The sequence below is a fragment of the Klebsiella sp. Sb-30 genome (genome assembly GCF_057652795.1).
This window is the reverse complement of the sequence record NZ_CM172749.1, coordinates 2,416,913-2,440,009: the sequence shown is the minus strand read 5'-3', so window position 1 is coordinate 2,440,009 and position 23,097 is coordinate 2,416,913. Positions and strand designations below refer to the sequence as shown.

Sequence of the window (23,097 nt, the reverse complement as noted above, 5' to 3'; positions counted from 1 at the left end):
TCGATATTAATTCAAGTATTAGTGACATTATGTCACTAACAATTCACACTTCCGTCGAATAAGGCAATTCTAATGCGCAGAAAAATTCCCAGCAGCGCTTCACTTCAGGCGTTTGAGGCCGCTGCCCGGCACGGTAATTTTGCCCGTGCCGCCGCGGAGCTATCGCTGACCGAAGGCGCCATCAGTAGACAGATTGCCCGCCTGGAGGCTCTGCTCGAGTGCAGACTATTTGACCGTACGGGAACCCGAGTAAAGCTTAATCCAGTGGGTTCACACTATGCCCATCACGTACGGGAAATACTCGAACGGTTAGAACGGGATACTCAGTATGTGATGGGCATGCCCGAAGGCAGCAGAAGCCTGGAAATTGCTGTTCTGCCGACGTTTTGCAGCCGCTGGCTGATTCCCCGGCTCAGCGGCTTTCAGTCTTTATATCCGGACATCACGTTGAATATCGCGGCGAGAACCGACCCTTTCATTATCACCGGGAGCGGATTTGACGCGGCGATTCATTTCGAGCATCCCGCATGGGCGGGTATGCGCACGCAGGTTCTGTTTGAAGAGAAGCTGGTGCCGGTTTGTCGTCCCGACCTGTTAAGCGATAAGGATATCGTTGAACAGTTGAATACACTGCCCCGCATTCACCGGCGGCAGAACCCAGAAGCCTGGCTGCATTATGCCGGGCAAAGTGGGATAGTCCTTGATAACCCGGCACAGGGAGTCCGCTATGACCTTCATGAAATGGCGATAGCAGCCGTACTGGCGGGACAAGGTGTGGCCATGGTGCCACGCATATACGTCGAAAAAGAGCTAAACCAGGGATTGCTGGTTGCGCCCTGGCCGGACTCAGAGCAACTGAGCAAGACATTTTGTTTGGTAAAACCGGTGGAAACAGGAATTAATGAACCCGCCCTGCAAGATTTTGAGCGCTGGTTACGGGCAGAACCGATGCTCGTGACATGACATAGCGGTTGTCTGCTTTCTGTCAAAAGCGGAAAATAAAACATGATAAGAATCAGCTGCAGTTTAATATTTATAATCCATAAAAGAGCTGTATATGATTAAATATATTGTTTCATTTTCAGTTATGATTATCCTGATCATTATTTTTTTGTTCAGTCGGTTATCTGATTTCGAGCTTGCCGGATACGGGCAGCTGCGCACCCTCTCTTTTACGCATCATCAGGATCTCCTCACGGGTACATTAATTCTGCCGCCAGATAAGGTATATCCTCCGTTCGTGCTTTTAATTCATGGCGACGGGCCTCAGGATCGCTGGTCAGACGGCGGATATATTCCTCTGGTTAACTTCCTTGTGTCACAGGGAATGGCTGTTTTTTCATGGGATAAACCGGGCGTCGGTGAAAGCACCGGAAACTGGTTGGCGCAGACGATGTCAGATCGCGCCAAGGAGGCCGTTCTGGAGTTACAAAAATTAAGAGAGCAACCAGAACTGAAAGAAAGTCGCGGAGGTTATCTTGGTTTCTCACAAGCTGGTTGGGCCGTACCCCAGGCAAGCCAATTAACAACAACTGACTTTATTGTGCTAATAGGTCCAGCGATAAACTGGCGGAATCAGAGCATTTACTATACCGAGCAACGGCTTAAAGCCGAGGGTCGCTCCATGTCTGCTATTCTGGATGCTAAACAACATGAAGCCGCGGATTTTGACAGGCAGTTTACAGAAGAAGCGGCTAATCGCCCCTGCAACACCCAATGTACGCGACAGGACTTCGAGCGCAGGAATTCCCGGGCTGATGCGACGAAAGTGATTTCAGGTATAGATACTCCGGTATTGATTCTCATGGGAAAAGATGACCGGAATGTAGACCCTGATGAAACAGTCGCAGTCTGGCGTAAAACACTACCGGTGGGTACAGCGCGTTGTATCAGGCAGTTGCCGGGGGCAACTCACGGGCTTTTACGCAGCGAATGGTTTGATTACCAACTAGCCTCTCAGTGGCCTTTGTGGAAACAGGGATTGTTTCTGCTGTCCGGGCAACACGCCTATTCGCCCGGGGCACTTAATACTGTCTCATCATGGATCCTTAAGCAGCAATGTGGAAACTGAACTGCATTCTTATTACCTGCCGAAAGCCAAGCAGGGAGTCACAAAAAAAAGCCCCCTGTTGCATAAAAACCGGTGCGTTCATCAAGTCGTGGTGTACCGTTAGAGTTAACCTGACCAGCCATTGTGGATAGCTGTTTTTGTTCAGGAGACACGTCTTTCGCTCCTGGCCGTTATCAGTACTAAAATCGCGACAGGAAGCCACTGTACGTAGGGCGAGTATTCGTCGCCGTGCCAATTAACTGCGTCATACTTACGCATGCCAGGTGTTGTCAGCCGGTGCGAACCCTGCTTTTATAGCGAATCAAGTCGGGCATTTATCCACGCAGAAATGCTTTTCACGTATATTCTGCCGGGATAAGTGCCCTTGCTAACGATCGGGTTCGTTGAGGAATCAGCGCTCTGGTGGTTATACCAATGCTCCATCGTGCCCATGAAGGTAAAAGACAGGTAGTTAACTTTTTTGATTTTTAGGTGAGATTTAATGAAAAAGCTGTTTGTGCAGTTTTACCTTCTGCTGTTCGTCTGCTTCCTGGTGATGACCATGCTGGTGGGGCTGGTGTATAAATTCACCGCCGAACGTGCGGGCCGGCAGTCGCTGGACGATCTGATGAAAAGCTCGTTGTATCTGATGCGCAGCGAGCTGCGGGAAATCCCACCGCGCGACTGGAGCAAAACGCTAAAGGAGCTGGATCTTAATCTGTCGTTCGATCTGCATATTGAGCCGCTGAGCAAATTTAAGCTGTCGGAAAACTCCATGCAGCATCTGCGCGCCGGGGATATTGTCGCCCTCGATGATGAATACACCTTTATTCAACGCATTCCGCGAAGCCACTATGTTCTGTCGGTGGGCCCCGTCCCCTATCTCTACTTCCTCCACGAGATGCGTTTGCTGGATGTTGCCTTAATGGCTTTCATCGCCATTTCGCTGGCCTTTCCGGTGTTCATCTGGATGCGCCCCCACTGGCAGGATATGTTGCGTCTTGAGACCGCAGCACAACGCTTTGGCGAGGGGCATTTCACCGAACGCATTCATTTCGACAGTATGTCCAGCTTCGAGCGTCTGGGCGTGGCCTTTAACCAGATGGCCGACAATATCAACGCGCTAATCGCCAGCAAGAAGCTGCTGATCGACGGCATTGCCCACGAACTGCGTACTCCGCTGGTGCGTCTGCGCTATCGCCTTGAGATGAGTGAAAACCTGACCGAAGCGGAATCCCAGGCGCTGAACCGCGATATTGGGCAGCTGGAAGCCTTAATCGAGGAGCTGTTGACCTACGCCCGTCTGGACCGACCGCAGAACGAACTACACCTGACGACGCCTGAGTTTCCCGCCTGGATAGCGGCGCACGTTGAAGAGATTCAGATGGTGAATCCCCAACGCGATGTGACGTTACATAAGGTGGTCGCCGGGGATTACGGCGCGCTTGATATGCGTCTGATGGAACGGGTGCTGGACAATCTCGTCAACAACGCTTTGCGCTACAGCAATCAGCGAATTCAGGTCAGCCTCACGCTACAGGGTTCGCGCGCAACTTTACAGGTTGAAGATGACGGTCCGGGCATCGACCCGGAGGAGCGCGAGCGGGTGTTTGAGCCCTTTGTCCGTCTCGATCCTAGCCGTGACAGGGCCACCGGCGGCTGCGGGCTTGGGCTGGCGATCGTCCACAGTATCGCCCAGGCCATGTCCGGCGAGGTGAGCTGCGGCGCCAGCTCTCTGGGCGGCGCTCGCTTTTGTTTTAGCTGGCCAATCTATCACCAGCTGCCCAATTTGAGCGCTCTTTGAGTACTGCCTGACCCTCTTGCGCAGGTGCTTCGGCCTGCGTATAGTTAAAAACTAAACAGTATGTTGTAACTAAGGTGGGCGCTATGGCCAGCTACGATCTCGTTGAACGTCTGAATGACACCTTTCGCCAGCTGGAACGCGAGCTACAGATGCTCCAGCAACGCCTGCGCGCCTGTCGACTACTGGCCGCCCGGGTGTTTGAACTGCCGGCCGTCAGTAAAGAGACGGAACACGATCCGCTGGAGACTATTCAGGTGGTTCAGCACACCGGTCAACCGGCGCTGGAGATGGCGCTGAAACACTACAGCCATCTGTTCATTCAACAGCAATCAGAAAGCCGTAGCAGTAAGGCTGCGGTCCGCCTCCCCGGCGCCATCTGCCTGCAAACCGATGGCGAAGAACAGGCGGCGTTACTGCAGAGCATTTCTCGCATTAACGCGCTGAAAGCCGCTTTCGAAAAGATTGTCACCGTTGATTCCGGCCTGCCCGCCGCGGCACGTTTTGAATGGGTGCACCGTCATCTGCCGGGGCTTATCACCCTCAGCGCCTACCGTACCTTGACGGTGCTATGCGACCCAAGCACCCTTCGCTTCGGTTGGGCTAATAAGCACGTGATTAAAAATCTCACCCGTGATGAGGTGCTGCAGCAGCTGGAAAAAAGTCTGCAATCGCCGCGCGCGGTGCCGCCCTGGACGCGTGAACAGTGGCAAAGCAAACTGGAGCGAGAATATCAGGATGTCGCCGCTCTGCCGCAGCGGGCAAAACTTAAGATCAAGCGGCCGGTGAAGGTCCAGCCTATTGCACGCGTCTGGTACGCCGGTGAACAGAAACAGGTGCAGTACGCCTGCCCGGGCCCGCTTATCACGCTGATATCCGGCACTCAGGGGGTGAGCGTGCCGGATATCGGCGAGTTACTGAACTACGATGCGGATAATGTGCAGTATCGCTATAAGCCGCAGGCGCAGTCGCTCAGGTTACTTATCCCGCGACTGCATCTGTGGCTGGCTAACGAGTAGCCATGCTGCCCACCATCTCTTCCGGGCGCACCCAGCTGTCAAATTCGGCCTCCGTCAGATAGCCCAGCGCTAACGCGGAGGCTTTGAGCGTCAGCCCCTCTTTATGCGCCTTTTTGGCAATCTCCGCCGCTTTGTCATAGCCAATATGGGTATTCAGCGCCGTGACCAGCATCAGTGACTCATTGAGCAACTGAGCGATCCGTTCACGGTTCGGTTCGATGCCGGTCGCACAGTGTTCATTAAAACTCTCCATCCCATCCGCCAGCAGACGCACCGATTGCAGGAAGTTATGAATTACCATCGGACGATATACGTTCAGTTCGAAGTTACCGGACGCCCCGCCGATATTGACCGCCACATCATTCCCCATAACCTGACAGCACAGCATCGTCAGCGCTTCGCACTGCGTCGGGTTAACCTTGCCGGGCATGATGGATGAGCCGGGTTCATTTTCCGGAATCGCGATTTCGCCAATCCCGCAACGCGGGCCGGAAGCCAGCCAGCGTACATCGTTGGCAATCTTCATCAACGAAGCCGCCAGCCCCTTCAGCGCCCCGTGGGCATGAACCAGCGCATCGCAGGTCGCGAGGGCTTCAAATTTATTCGGCGCAGTGACGAACGGCTGGCCGCTGAGGGTCGCCAGTTCTTCCGCTACGCGAACGGCATATTGCGGATGGGTATTCAGACCGGTACCAACGGCGGTACCGCCCAACGCCAGCTCGCTCAGGTGCGGCAGGCTCAGCTCCAGATGGCGGAGATTGTGTTCCAGCATCGCCACCCAACCTGAGAACTCCTGCCCCAGCGTTAACGGCGTCGCATCCTGCAGGTGCGTGCGGCCAATCTTAACGATGTCGTTGAAGGCCGCAGCTTTATCACTCAGCGTCTGTTTCAGCACCGTGAGCCGGGGGATGAGCGCTTCGCGCAGCGCGATAATCGCCGCGACATGCATCGCGGTTGGAAAGACATCGTTGGAACTCTGGCTCTTATTAACGTCATCGTTAGGATGAACTTTGCGCTCCATGCCACGCACGCCGCCCAGCAGCTCACTGGCGCGGTTGGCCAACACTTCGTTCATGTTCATGTTGCTTTGCGTGCCGGAACCGGTCTGCCAGATGGCCAGCGGAAATTCATCGGGATGATTGCCGGCCAGAACTTCATCTGCGGCTTGAATAATCGCTCCGGCCTTCTCTGCGGTCAGTAATCCCAAATCCTGGTTAACTTTCGCCGCCGCCCGTTTGGTCAGCGCCAGCGCATAAATCAGTTCGCCCGGCATTTTTTCCGTCGAGATGCGGAAATGTTCCAGCGAACGCTGGGTCTGCGCGCCCCATAGCTTATCGGCAGGCACCTCGATAGCGCCCATTGAGTCTCTTTCACTGCGATGCGTTGTCATTACTTTCTCCTTGAATACAAAGTACGTAATTACGACAAAGCTCACCTGCTATAAAGGGTTAAGTATTGGTCAAATTTTTAAGATTATGTTGCTCGTTCGTGCCGCTAAACGACATAAAAAAACCGCCCCGGAGGGCGGCTTAGATTATTTCACACAGCGTGTGCACTGCGAGGTCTGAATCTGCTGGAAGAAATCGTTGCCTTTGTCATCCACCAGGATGAAGGCCGGGAAATCTTCCACTTCGATTTTCCAGATAGCTTCCATCCCCAGTTCCGGATACGCCACGCACTCCAGGCTGCGGATACTCTGCTGCGCCAGCACCGCCGCCGGGCCGCCAATGCTGCCGAGATAGAATCCGCCGTGTTTGTGACAGGCGTCGGTCACCTGCTGGCTGCGGTTGCCTTTTGCCAGCATCACCATGCTGGCGCCGTGGGACTGCAGCAGATCAACATAGGAGTCCATGCGCCCCGCGGTGGTTGGACCGAGCGAACCTGAGGCATAGCCATCGGGCGTTTTCGCCGGACCGGCGTAGTAGATCGGATGATCTTTCACGTACTGCGGCAGCGCTTCGCCGTTATCCAGCAGCTCTTTCAGCTTCGCGTGGGCGATATCGCGCGCCACGATGATGGTACCGCTGAGCGACAGCCGGGTCGATACCGGGTACTGCGACAGCAGTGCCAGAATCTCGCTCATCGGCTGATTGAGATTAACCTTCACCGCTTCACCTTCACCGGCCTGACGCAGCGGCTCCGGAATGTATTTACCCGGATTGCTTTCCAGCTTCTCAATCCAGATACCGTGGCGGTTGATTTTGGCCTTGATATTGCGGTCAGCGGAACAGGAGACGCCCATGCCGACCGGACAGGAGGCTCCGTGGCGCGGCAGACGCACTACGCGGATATCGTGGGCGAAGTATTTGCCGCCGAACTGGGCGCCGAGGCCGAGATTCTGCGCTTCCAGCAGCAGCTCTTGCTCCAGCTGAATATCGCGGAACGCCTGGCCGTGTTCGTTACCTTCAGTCGGCAGGCCATCATAATATTTGGTCGATGCCAGCTTCACGGTTTTCAGCGTCGATTCCGCCGAGGTGCCGCCAATCACGAAGGCGATATGGTACGGCGGACAGGCCGCGGTGCCGAGGGTGCGCATCTTCTCAACCAGGTAGCTTTTCAGCTTCGCCGGGGTAATCAGCGCTTTGGTTTCCTGATACAGATAGGTCTTGTTGGCCGAACCGCCGCCCTTGGCGATACAGAGGAATTTGTATTCGTCGCCGTCGGTGGCATACAGATCGATCTGCGCCGGCAGGTTAGTCCCGGTGTTGACCTCTTTATACATATCCAGGGCCGCGTTCTGCGAGTAGCGCAGGTTATCCTGGATATAGGTGTTATACACCCCCTGCGCCAGCGCCGCTTCATCGCCGCCGCCGGTCCAGACGCGCTGGCCCTTTTTACCGGTGATGATTGCGGTACCGGTATCCTGGCAGGTCGGCAAAATGCCTTTGGCCGCGATATCGGAGTTGCGCAGGAACTGCAGGGCGACGTATTTGTCGTTTTCGCTGGCTTCCGGGTCGTTAAGGATATCGGCGACCTGCTGCTGGTGCGCCGGGCGCAACATGAAGGAAGCATCGTGGAAAGCGTGTTGTGCCAGAAGGGTCAGCGCCTGAGGTTCAACCTTCAGGACTTCCTGGCCGGCGAATTCGGCGACAGAGACGTAGTCACGACTGAGGAGATAATACTCGGTGTCATCCTTTTTAAGGGGAAAAGGATCCTGATAAACAAACGGTTTATTCGACATTGTGCTCTCACTTACTGCTGGGCTGATTATATTTCAGGCAGACACTCCATTTGCCTGTAGAAAAGCGAGTCGATCAATTTTACACAAAATTTTAACAAAAACTGAGACAGGGACGACTTTTTCTTTCAGCAGTTGCTTCTCGGCGGTTTGCTGGTTTAATAGAGCGATTATTATCATGTGGAAACAGGGATTGAGAATGCAAAAGCTCATTAACTCAGTGCAGAACTATGCCTGGGGAAGTCACACCGCATTAACGGAACTTTATGGTATCGCCAACCCGGACAACCTGCCAATGGCAGAGCTGTGGATGGGCGCGCATCCGAAGAGCAGTTCGCAGGTTCTCGACGCTGACGGTCGCCCGCACGCGCTGCGCCAGATCATTGACGGCGACAAGTCCGCCCTGCTCGGCGACAAGGTTGCACAGCGTTTCGGCGAACTGCCGTTCCTGTTTAAAGTGCTCTGCGCCGCCCAGCCGCTCTCCATTCAGGTTCATCCGAACAAGCAGGCTTCAGAAATTGGCTTTGCCAAAGAGAACGCCGCCGGCATTCCGCTGGATGCCGCTGAACGTAATTATAAAGATCCTAACCACAAGCCGGAGCTGGTCTTTGCGCTGACGCCATTCCTGGCGATGAACGCGTTCCGCGAATTTAACGAGATTGCCGCCCTGCTGCAGCCGGTTGCCAGCGCGCACCCGGCCATCGGCGAATTCCTCAGTCACCCGGATGCTGAACATTTAAGCCAGCTGTTCGCCGGCCTGCTCAATATGCAAGGCGAAGAAAAAGAGCAGGCTCTGCGCGTGCTGCAAGCGGCGCTGGATAACCAACAGGGCGAACCGTGGCAGACCATCCGCCTGATCGCCGAATTCTATCCCGACGACAGCGGCCTGTTCTCTCCGCTGCTGCTTAACGTGGTGAAGCTGAATCCAGGCGAAGCGATGTTCCTGTTCGCCGAAACGCCGCACGCCTACCTGCAGGGCGTGGCGCTGGAGGTGATGGCCAACTCGGATAACGTGCTGCGTGCCGGCCTGACGCCGAAGTACATTGATATTCCTGAGCTGGTTGCCAACGTGAAGTTCGTTGCCAAGCCGGCAGGCGAGCTGCTGACTCAGCCGGTGAAACAGGCCGCGGAGCTGGATTTCCCGATTCCGGTCGATGATTTCGCCTTCTCCCTGCACGATCTCTCGGCACAGGAATCCACCCTCGACCAGCAGAGCGCGGCTATCATCTTCTGCGTAGAAGGCGAAGCGGTTCTGCGTAAAGGTGAACAGCGTCTGACCCTGAAAGCCGGTGAGTCGGCCTTTATTGGCTGTAACGAGTCGCCGGTCGCGGTCAGCGGCAGCGGTCGTCTGGCGCGCGTCTTTAATAAGCTCAAGTAAGTTACTGAACTTTTTAGTCGCGCTTGCTAGACTTTCCCTCATCATGACAACATGACCAGGCGGCTCGATCCGCCTGGTTTTATTTATGGACAAATGCTATGAAGAAATCGCTGGTCGCAGCAGGAATTATCGTGGCGCTGGGCGTCATCTGGACAGGTGGCGCCTGGTACACAGGGAAACAGCTGGAAAGCCACCTCGCCGAGGTAGTGCAACAGGCTAATGCGCAGCTACAGAGCAGCGCGCCGGAAGCGGGCGTCGAGCTGTCATGGCAAAACTATCAGCGCGGCGTATTCAGTAGCCACCTGCAGCTGGTAGTGAAGCCGGTTGCCGGTAAAGAGAACAGCTGGCTGGCGGCCGGGCAGTCGCTGGTGTTTGATGAAGTGGTCGATCACGGCCCCTTCCCGGCGGCAGCGCTGAAATCCGGCCAGCTTGCCCCGGCGATGGCGTCCGTCAGAACCACGCTGGTCAATAACGATGCCAGCAAAGGGCTGTTTGATATCGCCAAAGGCGAGTCACCGTTTACCATCAATACCCGGATTGCCTACAGCGGCGACAGCCGGTCGGCTATCGACCTGAGACCACTGGACTACGCGAAAGGCGATGAGAAAGTCACCTTCAGCGGCGGTCAGTTCCAGCTCGATGCGGATGCGGAAGGCAAATCGGTGAGTCTGAGCGGCGAAGCGAGCAGCGGTCAGATCAACGCGCTGAATGAATACAACCAGAAAGTTCAGTTGAACTTCAATAACCTGAAAACCGACGGCGCCACCGAGATGACCAGCTTCAATGAGCGCATCGGTAAGCAGAAAATCTCCCTGGAGAAGCTGTCGATTGGCGTTGAAGGGAAAGAGCTGGCCCTGCTGGAAGGCATGAACATCGATGGCCAGTCTTCGCTGACTGAAGACGGTAAAGGGATTAACAGCCAGCTGGATTACACCGTCAACAGCCTGAAGCTGCAAAACCAGGATATCGGCAGCGGTAAACTGACCGTCAAGCTGGCGAATCTTGACGGCCAGGCCTGGCATCAGTTCAGCCAGCAGTACAATGCCGAAGCGCAGGCGCTGATGGCGAACCCGCAGCTGGCGCAGAATCCTGAGCTGTACCAGCAGGCGCTGACGGAAACCTTCTTTAAAGCGCTACCGATTTTACTGAAGGGTAACCCGTCGCTGACTATCGCCCCGCTGAGCTGGCGCAACGCCAAAGGGGAAAGCACCTTTAATATGTCTGTTCTGCTGAAAGACCCGGCGCTGACCACCGCTGAACCGCAAACGCTGGCGGATGAAGTGGATCGCAGCGTCAAGTCGCTCGACAGCAAGCTGGTCATTCCGGTCGATATGGCCACCGCATTTATGACTCAGGTTGCCGGCCTCGAAGGCTACCAGCCGGAAGATGCGGCTAAACTGGCAGACCAGCAGGTGAAAGGTCTTGCCGCCATGGGCCAGATGTTCCGCATTACCGCGATGGAAGACAACGCGATCACCTCCAGTCTGCAATACGCCGAAGGTCAGGTCACCCTGAACGGGCAGAAAATGCCGCTGGATGAGTTCGCCGGAATGTTTGGCTTTACTCTGCCGGCAGCCCCTGGCGCCGAACCGCAGGAAACCCTGCCAGAAGAAGTGGCGCCGCCGGTCGCGCCGCAGCAGTAATCTCGCGATTAGCCCCTTTCGAGGGGCTCAGTTTACCGGTCAGTGCCCGGCGACGCTTCGCTTGCGCGGGCCTACCGGAGACGTGGCAACCGCTACAATCACGCAGGCCCGGTAAGGCGTAACTGCCACCGGGCCAGAATGCGGGAACCATAGTTTACATCTGAGCCCTTTCGAGGGGCTATTTTCGGGTCACCAGCCGCGGGGGCATAATTTGATTTCTCGCGCTCATCTGCCCCTTCTCCAGACGCCGTAGAATACATTCCGCCAGGCTTTGGCCCATCTCGCGCGCAGGCGTGGTGACCCAGGTCAACGGCACATCATCCAGCGCGCTTTCCGGGACTTCGGCAAAAGCCGCCAGCGCCACGCGCTGTTCAAAATAGCTCTCCACGCTGTCTTCACCGCTCTGGCGTCCCGCTCGCATCAGGCCAAACCAGGCGCCGGTGGCAATCACGTTGTTGTAACACAGCACGGCTGTTATGGTCGGATTCTGCCGCAGCAGCGAGGCCATTGCTTCGGCCGCCAGCTTTTGGCTGGATTCGCACTCCACGACCCATTCGCTATGAAACGGCAGACCGTACTTCAGCAGCGTCGCGCAGTATCCGCCCACCCGCTCCGCCCGCGTCAACGACGCGCTTTGTCCGCCGAGCCAGGCAATGCGCTGGTGTCCGCGGCGGATCAGATGCTCGGTGACAATCTGCGCGGCCTGCATATTATCCGGGCGGATAAGGTCGATATCATCGAGGTAGCTGGCGCGGGAGGCAAACACCAGCGGCATACCAACCTCCGCGGCGCGATCGCGCAGTTCGCTACCTTTGTCGATAGCACCGGCAATAATCACCCCGTCTACACCCTGCGAAATCAGGGTTTCAAAACGTTGACGCATTTTTTCCCCACCGTAGCCGCCCTGGGTAAGAAAGACCATTTTCCCCTCGGCCTCAAGCGCATCGGTCAGCCCGGCGGTAAGCTCCGCATAAAACGGCTTGGAGAGGTCGCTCACGATAAGACCAATCACGCCGCTCTGCCCGCCGCGCAGTGCAGCCGCCTGGCGGTTACGCACAAAACCCAGCTGTTCAATCGCCTGATTGACGCGCTCGCCGGTGGCCGACGATATCCGGCCTTTGCCGCTCAGCACCAGTGAGACCGTACTCACCGACACTCCGGCCACCTGCGCAACGTCGTTAATGGTGATCTTTTTTGCGATAGCCATAACTGCAACCGTCTCCCTGTGGCGGTCGATAAAACGTTTTATCAATGGGTTACCTTTATAAACGTTATCTTCGCCTGATTATGTGATTTTTATCGCACTAAAAAGTGATAAAACGTTTTATCTTGCCGTAGCGTTACACCCTACCCATAACTTAAAAAATCAGGATTCGTGTTAATGACGGCAAAAACGACACCAAAAATTACCTTGTGGGAGTTTTTCCAGCAGTTAGGAAAAACGTTTATGTTGCCCGTGGCATTGCTTTCTTTTTGCGGGATCATGCTGGGGATCGGCAGCTCTTTAAGCAGCCACGATGTGCTCACCCTGCTGCCATGGCTCGATATTCCGCTGCTGCAGGCTGTGTTTGTCTGGATGAGCAAAGTCGGCTCCTTCGCCTTTAGCTTCCTGCCGGTGATGTTCTGTATCGCGATTCCGCTGGGGCTGGCGCGTGAAAATAAAGGCGTGGCGGCTTTCGCCGGCTTCGTCGGCTATGCGGTCATGAACCTGGCGGTGAACTTCTGGCTCACCGCGAAAGGGATTCTCCCCACGACCGATGCCGCGGTGCTGAAAGCCAACAATATCCAGAACATCATCGGTATTCAGTCGATCGATACCGGGATCCTGGGGGCGGTGATCGCCGGGATCATTGTCTGGATGCTGCACGAGCGTTTTCACAATATCCGCCTGCCTGACGCATTAGCCTTCTTCGGCGGCACGCGTTTTGTACCGATTATCACCACCGTGGTGCTCGGGCTGGTTGGTCTGGTTATCCCCCTCGTCTGGCCGGTCTTTGCCATGGGAATTAATGCGCTCGGTCACGTGATTAACAGCGCGGGCGACTTCGGACCGATGATCTTCGGCACCGGCGAACGTTTGCTGCTGCCGTTCGGTCTGCACCACATTCTGGTGGCGCTGATTCGCTTTACCGAAGCGGGCGGGACCATGGATGTGTGCGGTCATACCGTCAGCGGCGCGCTGACTATCTTCCAGGCGCAGCTAAGCTGCCCGGAAACTCACGGCTTCTCAGAAAGCGCCACCCGCTTCCTGTCGCAGGGTAAAATGCCGGCATTCCTCGGCGGCCTGCCGGGAGCGGCACTGGCGATGTACCACTGCGCACGTCCGGAAAACCGTCATAAAATTAAAGGCCTGCTGATCTCCGGGGTGATTGCCTGTGTCGTCGGCGGCACCACTGAACCGCTGGAGTTCCTGTTCCTGTTCGTCGCCCCGGTACTGTATGTTATTCACGCCCTGCTGACCGGCCTTGGTTTCACCATTATGGCGGTGCTGGGCGTCACTATCGGCAACACCGACGGGAACGTCATTGACTTCGTGGTCTTCGGCATCCTGCACGGTCTGGCAACCAAGTGGTATCTGGTGCCGGTGGTTGCCGCCATCTGGTTTGCGGTGTATTACGGCATCTTCCGTTTCGCCATTACCCGCTTTAACCTGAAAACGCCGGGCCGCGATATCGAAACCCAAACGGCCTTTGACAAAGCCGTGAGCGGCGTCACCGGTAAATCCGGTTACAACGTGCCGGCAATTCTGGCCGCGCTGGGCGGAGCCGAGAATATCGTCTCCCTGGATAACTGCATTACCCGCCTGCGGCTGTCGGTGCACGACATGAGTAAAGTGGATAGCGCCGCGCTGAAAGCCAACCGCGCCATCGGCGTCGTACAGCTGAATCAGCATAACCTGCAGGTTGTTATCGGCCCTCAGGTACAGTCGGTGAAAGATGAAATGACCGTCCTGATGAATACCGTCCAGGCATAAACGCCCGCCCCCTCCTGACCCGGAGGGGGCTTTGATAAAGGAAGTGTCAATGTTTGATTTTGCAACGCCTGTCGATCGCCACGGCACCTGGTGTACGCAATGGGACTACGTAGCCGACCGCTTCGGCGCCGCCGACCTGCTCCCCTTTACTATCTCCGATATGGATTTCGCCACCGCCCCCTGCATTCTTGATGCCCTCAGTCAGCGCCTGGCGCACGGCGTGTTCGGCTACAGCCGCTGGAAAAACGATGAGTTTCTGGGCGCGGTCGCCCACTGGTACGCCAGCCGTTTTCACTGCCCCGTTAACCGCGATGCGATCGTCTATGGCCCGTCGGTCATTTACATGGTAGCGGAGATGATTCGCCAGTGGTCTGACGAAGGCGACGGTGTGGTCGTCCATACCCCGGCCTATGACGCTTTTTATAAAACCATTGAAGGAAACCGGCGTCGCGTTGCATCGGTGCCGCTGACGCAGCGGGATAATCAGTGGCATTGCGATATGGCGCAGCTTGAACGCACGCTGGCGGAGCCGCGCAACACGCTGCTGCTGCTGTGCAGCCCGCATAACCCGACCGGGAAAGTGTGGCGCCGCGAGGAGCTTGAGGCCATGGCCCTGCTGTGTGAAAAACACGGCGTGAAGGTCATCAGCGATGAGATTCATATGGATATGTGTTGGGGTGAGCATCGTCATACGCCGTGGTGCGACGTCGCTCGCGGGCCGTGGGCGCTGTTCACCTCCGGCTCAAAAAGCTTCAATATTCCCGCGTTTACCGGGGCTTACGGCCTGATTGATGATGCCGCATCCCGCGAAGCTTATCTCACGGCTCTGAAGAGTCGCGATGGCCTCTCTTCGCCTTCCGTACCGGCGCTGGTCGCCCATATTGCCGCCTACCGTGAAGGCGCCCCGTGGCTCGATGCGCTGCGGGCCTATTTGCAGGACAACATGCGCTATATTGCTCAGGCGCTCAATCAGGCCTTCCCGCAGCTGAACTGGCAGCCGCCGCAGGCCACCTATCTCGCCTGGATCGATCTGCGCCCGCTCGGCGTAGACGACCGCGCGCTGCAAAAAGCGCTCATCGAGGTACAGAAGGTCGCCATTATGCCCGGGTATACCTACGGCGAAGAAGGCGTTGGTTTTGTGCGCCTCAATGCCGGCTGTCCCCGGGAGAAACTGGAAAAAGGCGTCAACGGATTGATTGCCGCGCTGCGCGCTTTAGCATAGCGATACCGCGGCGTACCGCACGGCGTCGGCCGTGTTAAACGCCGCGGACAAGTCTGCCCGGATCCCCGGCTCACAAGTCGTCCCGTCGCCGAAAGGCCAGATATCCGGCCCCAAGGGTAAATCCACCGACGAGCAGCACCAGCAGGATAAACCCGTGATGATTGGTGGACAGCGGGATCCCCCCGACGTTCATGCCGAAGAACCCCGCCACAATATTGATCGGTAACGCCAGCACGGTAATGACCGTCAAGGTATATAGCGTGCGGTTGCTTCTTTCCATTTGCCGGGCGCTGATCTCCTCCTGCAGCAGGCTGATACGCTCGGTCAGCCCGGAGAGATCGTTGAGCACCACGGTAAACTCCTCGGTGAACTGACGAAACTCCTGAACCACGGAGCGATCGATCCACGCCGGAGGCCGGTTGAGGAGTCGAAACATGGCTGCCGGTTCGGGGGCCAACAGCCGCTGAAAGCGCAGGAGCATCCGCCGCAGGCGCGCCAGGTCGGCGCGGTTACGCTGGACGTGGTTACTGAGCAGCCGCTCTTCGATGGCATCGACATGGCGGCTGGCCTGGCGCACCACCTGTTCCAGCACCTCCTCCTGCTCCTCCAGTAAAAAGGCCAGCAGCGCGGTAGAGGATGTCACGTGCAATGTCGCCAGCCGCGGCAACATCCATTCAATAAAGCGCAGCGGCTTATAGCGGGCCGTCACCACCAGCTTCTGACTGCAGTACAGCCACAGCGTCGATGTTTCTGCGGTGGTCTCTTTGGGATGAAAAATGACGTCGTTAAGCACGGCAAACAAATTGTCGCCCTGGCGCTCAATGCGGGTGGTGTGAGAGCCGTCGCGGATCTCCTCAAAGAAAAAATCGGCAACGGGGAAATGATTCATCAACCACTTCTCGGCGGTTGCGTGGTTGAGATTGAGATGCAGCCAGACGAAATCATTTTCGCCGTCCAGCTCGTGAAAGCGGGCGCATACTTGCTGGGAGGTGATTTGCAGCGGCTGATGCCCTTCCCGAAAAAGAAAACCGTACACCAACCCGGAGACTTCCATATCAAAATCGGGCTTTAACATCTTTCCTGCGACATCTTGACTCATATATCCCTCAGGATTGTATTGCATGCTGTTCGGACCCGAATAAAGTCATCTTTCGCTATTTTTCTTAGCCTGGCAAGGTTAATGATTTGTTCATCAAACGGAAACCTGGCTGACATCTGCGTTTTATAAGTTCAGCGCTGTCACCCGTAACAATTTATCCTGTCTGACGTTTAAAGGAAGGTTCCTGATGAGCGATAACAGCAGCTCGCAACGCGTTGCGCCGGGCCTTAGCCCGCAAATCATCCAGTCAAAGATTTACCAAAAGAACAGTAAAAAAACTGTTCTTTTTTTTGTCTTTTTATTAGCTATCGGCATCGCATTTTCCGCCGTGAGCTTATTTAACGACGTAGCCCGTTCAGGAACGGTATATACCAGCTACCTGCCTTTTCTTTTATTAGGGCTGGCTTTATTGATTGCTCTCGGCTTTGAGTTTGTTAACGGCTTTCATGATACCGCCAACGCCGTGGCCACCGTCATCTATACCCACTCCCTGCCGCCGACGGTCGCGGTCATGTGGTCCGGCTTTTTTAATTTCCTCGGCGTGTTGCTCTCCAGCGGCGTGGTGGCCTTCGGTATCATTTCATTACTCCCGGTCGAACTCATTCTGCAGGCCGGTACCGGCAACGGGTTTGCCATGGTGTATGCCCTGCTGTTTTCAGCCATTATCTGGAACCTGGGCACCTGGTGGTTCGGCCTGCCGTCCTCTTCGTCACACACGCTGATCGGCTCGATCATTGGCGTCGGCGTTTCAAACGCGCTGATCCACGGGCGCAACGGTACCAGCGGCGTCGACTGGGGCCAGGCGGTCAATGTCGGCTATTCTTTGCTGCTCTCGCCGGTGGTCGGTTTTGTCTGCGCCGCCGTCCTGCTGCTGCTGTTAAAGCGTTTCGTCAAAAACAAGCAGCTCTACGCCGCACCGGAAAATGACGCGCCGCCGCCGCTGTGGATCCGTAGTCTGCTGATCCTCACCTGTACCGGCGTCTCGTTTGCCCACGGCTCCAACGACGGGCAAAAGGGAATGGGGCTAATTATGCTGATTCTGGTGGGGACCATGCCCATTGCCTATGCGCTTAACCGCACTCTGCCGCCGGAACAGGCACCGCGGGTCGCGGCGCTGGCCGAAGTCACCGAAAACAGGCTGCTCAAACAATTCCCGGGCAACCTCCCCACCGATCCTCGTGAAGTGTTGACCCAGTATGTGCGCGACAGCCAGCTGACGCCGGACGTATTACCGGCGCTGGCGCGCCTTTCCGGCATTATTGGCGACCAGATTCGCCAGTACGGTTCGGTAGATAAAATCCCGGCCCAGGCGGTATCCAACACCCGTAACGATATGTATCTGGCTTCGGAAACTATCAAGCATTTGAAGAATAACCCCGATCTCCAACTGCCGCTGGAGACATCGCAGAATCTCGATGCGCTGAAAAAAGAGCTCGATAACGCCACGCGTTTCATTCCGTTCTGGGTCAAAGTGGCCGTTGCTCTGGCGCTCGGACTGGGCACCATGGTCGGCTGGCGGCGTATTGTCGTCACCATTGGCGAGAAGATCGGCAAAACGCACCTGACCTACGCGCAGGGTGCCAGCGCAGAACTGGTGGCGATGAGCACCATCGGCGCCGCCGATGCTTTTGGCCTTCCCGTTTCCACGACTCACGTCCTCTCTTCCGGTATCGCCGGAACCATGGCGGCAAATCGCTCAGGACTGCAGTTTTCTACCGTGCGTAATCTGCTGATGGCCTGGGTACTGACGCTGCCCGCCTCGGTGATCCTCTCCGCGGTGCTGTACTGGATGTTCGCAAAAGTGTCCTAGCCACCGGCGCAGATTTGCCCGCTTCCCGCCCGTCGCCCTGACGGGCGGACTCATGGGTAAAAACAGCCATGATTTTGATAAAGCTCAAAAAAATTCACTGGCAAAAGGTGTATTAAAAAGCCGCTAACCATCCCGTTCAGCTATTTTGATAAGAGGAGGAAACCATGAAAACTTACGATCGTAACCGTAACGCTATCTCAACAGGCAGCATGGTTATGGTGGCAGGAAATGGCGTGACGGGCGTCATTAAGGCCATCCACGGCGAAGGTAAAACGGCGGAACAATTACGCCGCGCTGACTGCGTGGAAATAGAAGGCTGCGAAGGGTTATATTGCCCAATGAGCCTTATTCGGCTGGGCTTTCATTAATTACCTCCCGGCGATGGCTCGTCGCCCTGCCGAAAGAGAATAAAGGCCGCCGCGGTGGCCTTTATTTTTGTTGCCGGATCGATTCATTTTGATCCCATCGAGCGTTTTCTCGCTATAAGCGGCGTATTATCCCGCCTTCTTTCACCCCGCCCGGGGTAATTTACCTTCTGAGTTCAGAGGCATCTTTCATGACATGGCAACAGTTCAAACAGGCCTACCTGATTAAATTCTGGGCACCGGCCCCCGCGGTTATCGCCGCCGGTATTCTCTCCACCTATTATTTCGGTATTACCGGCACGTTCTGGGCCGTGACCGGGGAATTTACCCGCTGGGGCGGGCAGCTATTGCAACTTGCCGGCGTTCATACCGAGCAGTGGGGTTATTTCAAACTGATTCATCTCGAAGGGACGCCGTTAACCCGCATTGACGGCATGATGATTATCGGCATGTTTGGTGGCTGTTTCGCCGCCGCGCTGTGGGCAAACAATATCAAATTACGCCTGCCGCGCAGCCGGATCCGTATTATTCAGGCCGTAGCGGGCGGGATCATTGCCGGTTTTGGCGCACGCCTGGCGATGGGCTGCAACCTGGCAGCCTTTTTTACCGGTATTCCTCAGTTTTCCCTCCACGCCTGGTTCTTTGCCATCGCGACAGCTATCGGGACCTGGTTTGGCGCACGCTTTACGCTACTGCCCCTGTTTCGAATTCCGGTCAGGATACAAAAAGTTTCTGCGGCCTCGCCGCTCACACAAAAGCCGGCGCAGGCGCGGCGTCGTTTTCGCGCAGGAATGCTGGTGTTCTTCGCCATGATCGCCTGGGGATTACTGACTGCACTCAATCAGCCTAAACTCGGCCTGGCGATGCTGTTTGGGGTCGGTTTTGGTCTGCTGATTGAACGTGCGCAGATCTGCTTTACTTCGGCATTCCGCGATATGTGGATCACCGGACGCACCTATATGGCCAAAGCGATTATCTTCGGGATGGCGGCGAGCGCGATTGGCATTTTCAGCTATGTGCAGCTGGGCATGGAGCCCAAAATCATGTGGGCAGGCCCGAATGCGGTGATCGGCGGCCTGCTGTTTGGTTTCGGTATTGTGCTGGCCGGCGGCTGTGAAACCGGCTGGATGTACCGCGCCGTTGAAGGTCAGGTTCACTACTGGTGGGTAGGACTGGGCAACGTCATTGGTTCGACGATTCTGGCCTATTTCTGGGATGATTTATCCCCAGCGCTGGCCACCAGCTGGGATAAAGTCAATCTGCTGGCCACCTTCGGGCCTTTTGGCGGCCTGCTGGTGACCTATCTGCTACTATTTATCGCGCTGATGCTGGTCATTGCCTGGGAGAAACGCTTTTTCCGCCAGAAGTCCGCCGCCATGGCCAATGTTAAGGAAACCGCATGAAAGCTATCGTTCCCGATTATCGTCTCGACATGGTAGGCGAACCCTGCCCCTATCCGGCCGTTGCCACTCTGGAAGCGATGCCTTCGCTTAAAAAAGGGGAGATTCTGGAAGTGGTCAGCGATTGCCCGCAGTCGATTAATAACATTCCGCAGGATGCCCGCAACTACGGTTATACGGTGCTGGACATTCAACAAGACGGGCCAACCATCCGCTATTTAATCCAGAAGTAATCCCTCCCGTCCAGGCCGGTGACGCGCTCCCGCCGCCGGCCTGATGCCATACAGATTACCAGCCTTTTACCGCGTCGCCTTTGTACAGCTCCGCTGCCGCAGCGGCGACTTCATCACTTTGATACGCTTTCACCAGGTTTTTCACCTTTGCACTGTCTTTGTTATCAATCCGGCTAGCGAAAATATTGACGTAGGGTGAATTTTTATCTTCGATGAAAAGCCCGTTGCGGGTTGGCGAGAGCCCAACCTGACTGGAAAATGTCGTATTAATCACGGCAAGCGCAATTTGCCGATCGTCAAGCGCGCGAGTTAGCTGCGGCGCCTCAATCTCGACGATTTTCAGTTTCTTCGGGTTGTGCACAATATCTAACGACGTTGGCAGCAGACCCACCCCATCTTTAAGGGTAATCAGGCCCTGCTTCTGCAGCAAAAGCAGCGAACGTCCGAGGTTGGTCGGATCGTTTGGCACGGCTACCTGAGCACCTTCAGGTAGCTCATCAATGGCGTGTATTTTCTTCGAGTAGGCGGCGATCGGATAGACGAATGTTGTGCCCACCTCAACCAGCTTGTAGCCGCGCTCCTGGATCTGTTTATCCAGGTACGGTTTGTGCTGGAAAGCGTTGATATCCAGATCGCCGTTATTCAGCGCTTCATTGGGCAAAACGAAATCGTTAAAGGTGACGACTTCGACATCAAGGTTATATTTCTCTTTCGCCACCTTCTGCGCCACCGCCCATACCTGCTGATCGATCCCCGCGCTGATACCCACTTTGATATGATTCGGGTCCTGTCCGGCGGGGCCACAGGCGGCAAGCAGCGTGGTGCTGGCGACAAGCAGCGAAACAGCAAACTTCTTCAGCGTAAAAACCATAATCCCAGAGTCCTTTTTAAAATAGCCTGCCGCTTATAGCAGGAAAAGTAGCGCCTGAGACTATAGGAAATATCATTGGCGATATTAAAGACTGATTCACTATGATTTATAGCGATTGGCTATGAGCCTGTCTCATGGCTGAGTTTTCCTCGCGGAGCTGTCACGGAGGCGACGAAATTATAGTTTAACTCACTGGAAAAATTGGCTAATGAAGATTAAAATTTCAATCAGCTAACGGATGAAAGGGATTTTTCATGGCTGATGAGGTCAGTGAACCATGGCTGAACGCAAGCGTATTCGATGAGTCCGCCTGTTCCAGCATATTACTTGATGATTTTATTGCCAGCCGGAGGGCACGCATGAAAAATAAACACCGCTGGCAGAAATATACCCATCCCTTTGTCGTTGCTGTTCTCATTTATTGATGAAAACGTTGACGTTCGGGGACGTTACATTACCAGTGCTCCAGCGCCATCGGACCTGGGTTATCACCGCTTCAGGCACACAGGTCATTGAGTATGGACACCAAAATCTTTTCCGTTAATTTCCGGTATATCAATACGCTGATCGTGATTCTGACCACCTCAATTTTCATCGGTCTCATCACGCGTGAATACCGCGATCTGGAAAGATATATGGGCTACGTGGCGGAAAATGGACGATCCGCGCTCTCCCATGCGGAATATATCAACCAGAATATGGCGTTCCAGCTTTCCCGGGCTTTTTCAGTTTTGCCTGCCTCGCCAGGTGTGCAAAAGAATAAGCGTGACAAGGTGTGCGAACATCTTGAATCGGCCAACGGTGTTCAGGGGTTAAACCTTAGCAACCAGACATATCGTGGTTTAAACGGGACATTGCAAACCCGGAATGCGGACTGCCAGGTCTGGGCCGAGGATGTTCCTGCGCTTTCTGTTATTCAAAATGATCATCGGATATCGGTGTCAAAATATACCTTCTCCAGCTATCGCGGCTACATTTTCAATAATATCCGCTATTATATCGATCTGATCAATAATTATATTTATATTAATAAAATCATTGACGTTAATAAATACCAGTTTGATAACTGGTTAGTCCGTGATGATAACGTGATCGATATCACTCGCAGCGCCCATACTATCAGCATCGATCGTCGCGCATTGAACGATTTACTCCATGGTGAGAGCATCACTTCCCATATTTACCGGGACGGCTACACCAAGAAAAATATAATTAGTATGCTCACGCCAGTTTTTCAGAACGGTTTAATCAAAGGCATCATTGTCACCGATGTTAATATTGATGATTTGACCACTGCGTTTTACACTGCGGACCGCCCGGTACTCTGGCGCTTCCTGTCACTGTATGTCACGGATGAGTCAACCGCTGGTGATATTTATTTCCATCGTTCGATACTCAAATCTATTAACATCATTAAATACCAGGCGAACTTAACACCGTTATATAAGCTGAATGTTAAACTTGACCTTATCTATTTTATTATCAATAACTTATGGCTGGTATTCATCTATGCCCTCAGCACCTGGCTGCTTTGTCGCTACACGAAAAAGCAAATGGCACGTCATGCTGAACTGTCCAAAGATAATATTACGGATACCATGACCGGCCTTTATAACCGAAAAGTGTTGAACGACGCGCTAAGTCATAAAATAGACGCGGCATTGGCAAAGCATATTCCTGTTACGCTGGTGTCTATCGACAGCGATGGTCTGAAGAAAATCAATGACACCCTCGGACACCATATGGGCGATAAAGTCATTCAGTCATTAGGCCGCGCTATCGAGCAGTCGATTCGTAAAAGTGACTATGGCATCCGTGCTGGCGGCGATGAATTTCTATTAATTCTCTTCGATACCGACTACGCGAAAAGCTTAGACGTCATCGCCCGCATCAAAGAAAACCTGCGCCATACCGATAAAGACAAGCGGGTCTCCTTTTCGCATGGCAACTATCCATTAGAAGCTGGCGATTCTCTTGAAAGCGCGATCAACAAATCCGATCAGCTGTTGTACGTTCACAAAAGAAATAAACATGCCGTACCCGGTAAATAACCT

The 23,097-nt window shown here is 54.9% G+C and carries 19 protein-coding genes; 14 read left to right on the top strand and 5 right to left on the bottom strand.

Translation table 11 applies throughout. From position 1 onward, the window contains the following. The first annotated feature begins 72 nt into the window (after positions 1-72). The 4 genes from AC236I_RS11440 (at position 73) to tus (ending at position 4,870) form a co-directional block, all read left to right on the top strand. Positions 73-963 carry a LysR substrate-binding domain-containing protein gene (locus tag AC236I_RS11440; protein ID WP_004862586.1) on the top strand — a complete coding sequence of 297 codons (891 nt, stop codon included), beginning with the start codon at positions 73-75 and terminating at the stop codon, positions 961-963. A gap of 94 nt (positions 964-1,057) precedes the next feature. After that, a complete protein-coding gene (locus tag AC236I_RS11435) occupies positions 1,058-2,071 on the top strand; it encodes an alpha/beta hydrolase family protein (protein ID WP_487608806.1) in 1,014 nt (337 codons plus the stop codon). Positions 2,072-2,552: 481 nt separating this feature from the next. Further along, the gene (gene rstB / locus AC236I_RS11430) at positions 2,553-3,854 is read left to right on the top strand and encodes a two-component system sensor histidine kinase RstB (protein WP_487608805.1); all 1,302 of its coding nucleotides are present in this window, start codon (positions 2,553-2,555) and stop codon (positions 3,852-3,854) included. A gap of 83 nt (positions 3,855-3,937) precedes the next feature. Further along, on the top strand, positions 3,938-4,870 hold the full coding sequence (gene tus, locus AC236I_RS11425) for a DNA replication terminus site-binding protein (RefSeq protein WP_004862589.1): 933 nt from the start codon (positions 3,938-3,940) through the stop codon (positions 4,868-4,870). Here the strand turns inward: tus and fumC are convergent. Next, positions 4,860-6,260 (bottom strand): class II fumarate hydratase, encoded by a 1,401-nt coding sequence (fumC, locus tag AC236I_RS11420; protein ID WP_015584215.1) that lies wholly within the window; start codon positions 6,258-6,260, stop codon positions 4,860-4,862. The genes tus and fumC overlap by 11 nt on opposite strands. Positions 6,261-6,404: 144 nt before the next feature. Further along, complete coding sequence (gene fumA / locus AC236I_RS11415; RefSeq protein ID WP_004862594.1) at positions 6,405-8,051, bottom strand: class I fumarate hydratase FumA; 1,647 nt, start codon at positions 8,049-8,051, stop codon at positions 6,405-6,407. Positions 8,052-8,247: 196 nt separating this feature from the next. Between fumA and manA the strand changes: the two genes are divergently transcribed. Continuing rightward, entirely contained in the window at positions 8,248-9,426 is a 1,179-nt protein-coding gene (gene manA, locus AC236I_RS11410) for a mannose-6-phosphate isomerase (RefSeq protein WP_104897259.1), read from the top strand. Positions 9,427-9,524: 98 nt separating this feature from the next. Continuing rightward, the gene (locus AC236I_RS11405; protein WP_004862598.1) at positions 9,525-11,069 is read left to right on the top strand and encodes a YdgA family protein; all 1,545 of its coding nucleotides are present in this window, start codon (positions 9,525-9,527) and stop codon (positions 11,067-11,069) included. A gap of 178 nt (positions 11,070-11,247) precedes the next feature. Here AC236I_RS11405 and AC236I_RS11400 read toward each other — a convergent pair whose 3' ends face one another. Beyond that, positions 11,248-12,276: a Mal regulon transcriptional regulator MalI gene (locus AC236I_RS11400; RefSeq protein ID WP_004862601.1), complete on the bottom strand. Its 1,029-nt coding sequence runs from the start codon at positions 12,274-12,276 to the stop codon at positions 11,248-11,250. A 174-nt stretch (positions 12,277-12,450) separates the two neighbouring features. Between AC236I_RS11400 and malX the strand changes: the two genes are divergently transcribed. Then, complete coding sequence (gene malX / locus AC236I_RS11395; RefSeq protein WP_004862603.1) at positions 12,451-14,043, top strand: maltose/glucose-specific PTS transporter subunit IIBC; 1,593 nt, start codon at positions 12,451-12,453, stop codon at positions 14,041-14,043. Between the two features lie 49 nt (positions 14,044-14,092). After that, positions 14,093-15,265 carry a MalY/PatB family protein gene (locus tag AC236I_RS11390; protein WP_044351032.1) on the top strand — a complete coding sequence of 391 codons (1,173 nt, stop codon included), beginning with the start codon at positions 14,093-14,095 and terminating at the stop codon, positions 15,263-15,265. A 70-nt stretch (positions 15,266-15,335) separates the two neighbouring features. Here AC236I_RS11390 and AC236I_RS11385 read toward each other — a convergent pair whose 3' ends face one another. Then, positions 15,336-16,364, bottom strand: a complete 1,029-nt coding sequence (locus AC236I_RS11385; RefSeq protein WP_004862606.1) for a CorA family divalent cation transporter — start codon at positions 16,362-16,364, stop codon at positions 15,336-15,338. 187 nt (positions 16,365-16,551) lie between these two features. Between AC236I_RS11385 and AC236I_RS11380 the strand changes: the two genes are divergently transcribed. The 4 genes from AC236I_RS11380 (at position 16,552) to yedF (ending at position 20,172) form a co-directional block, all read left to right on the top strand. Further along, positions 16,552-18,174: an inorganic phosphate transporter gene (locus tag AC236I_RS11380; protein ID WP_015584211.1), complete on the top strand. Its 1,623-nt coding sequence runs from the start codon at positions 16,552-16,554 to the stop codon at positions 18,172-18,174. A gap of 164 nt (positions 18,175-18,338) precedes the next feature. Beyond that, positions 18,339-18,542: a putative selenium delivery protein YdfZ gene (gene ydfZ / locus AC236I_RS11375; RefSeq protein ID WP_004862611.1), complete on the top strand. Its 204-nt coding sequence runs from the start codon at positions 18,339-18,341 to the stop codon at positions 18,540-18,542. Between the two features lie 188 nt (positions 18,543-18,730). Further along, positions 18,731-19,942 carry a selenium metabolism membrane protein YedE/FdhT gene (gene yedE / locus AC236I_RS11370; RefSeq protein WP_004862613.1) on the top strand — a complete coding sequence of 404 codons (1,212 nt, stop codon included), beginning with the start codon at positions 18,731-18,733 and terminating at the stop codon, positions 19,940-19,942. Next, positions 19,939-20,172 (top strand): sulfurtransferase-like selenium metabolism protein YedF, encoded by a 234-nt coding sequence (gene yedF / locus AC236I_RS11365; protein WP_004862615.1) that lies wholly within the window; start codon positions 19,939-19,941, stop codon positions 20,170-20,172. Before yedE ends, yedF begins: the two co-directional genes overlap by 4 nt. Before the next feature lie 55 nt (positions 20,173-20,227). Here yedF and metQ read toward each other — a convergent pair whose 3' ends face one another. Then, positions 20,228-21,043: a methionine ABC transporter substrate-binding lipoprotein MetQ gene (metQ, locus tag AC236I_RS11360; RefSeq protein ID WP_004862619.1), complete on the bottom strand. Its 816-nt coding sequence runs from the start codon at positions 21,041-21,043 to the stop codon at positions 20,228-20,230. Positions 21,044-21,297: 254 nt separating this feature from the next. Here metQ and AC236I_RS11355 point away from each other — a divergent pair, with 254 nt between their 5' ends. Together AC236I_RS11355 and dgcJ are read left to right on the top strand one after the other, a co-directional pair. Then, on the top strand, positions 21,298-21,468 hold the full coding sequence (locus tag AC236I_RS11355; RefSeq protein WP_004862622.1) for a hypothetical protein: 171 nt from the start codon (positions 21,298-21,300) through the stop codon (positions 21,466-21,468). A gap of 93 nt (positions 21,469-21,561) precedes the next feature. Next, on the top strand, positions 21,562-23,094 hold the full coding sequence (gene dgcJ / locus AC236I_RS11350; RefSeq protein ID WP_004862624.1) for a diguanylate cyclase DgcJ: 1,533 nt from the start codon (positions 21,562-21,564) through the stop codon (positions 23,092-23,094). The last annotated feature ends 3 nt before the right edge of the window (positions 23,095-23,097 follow it).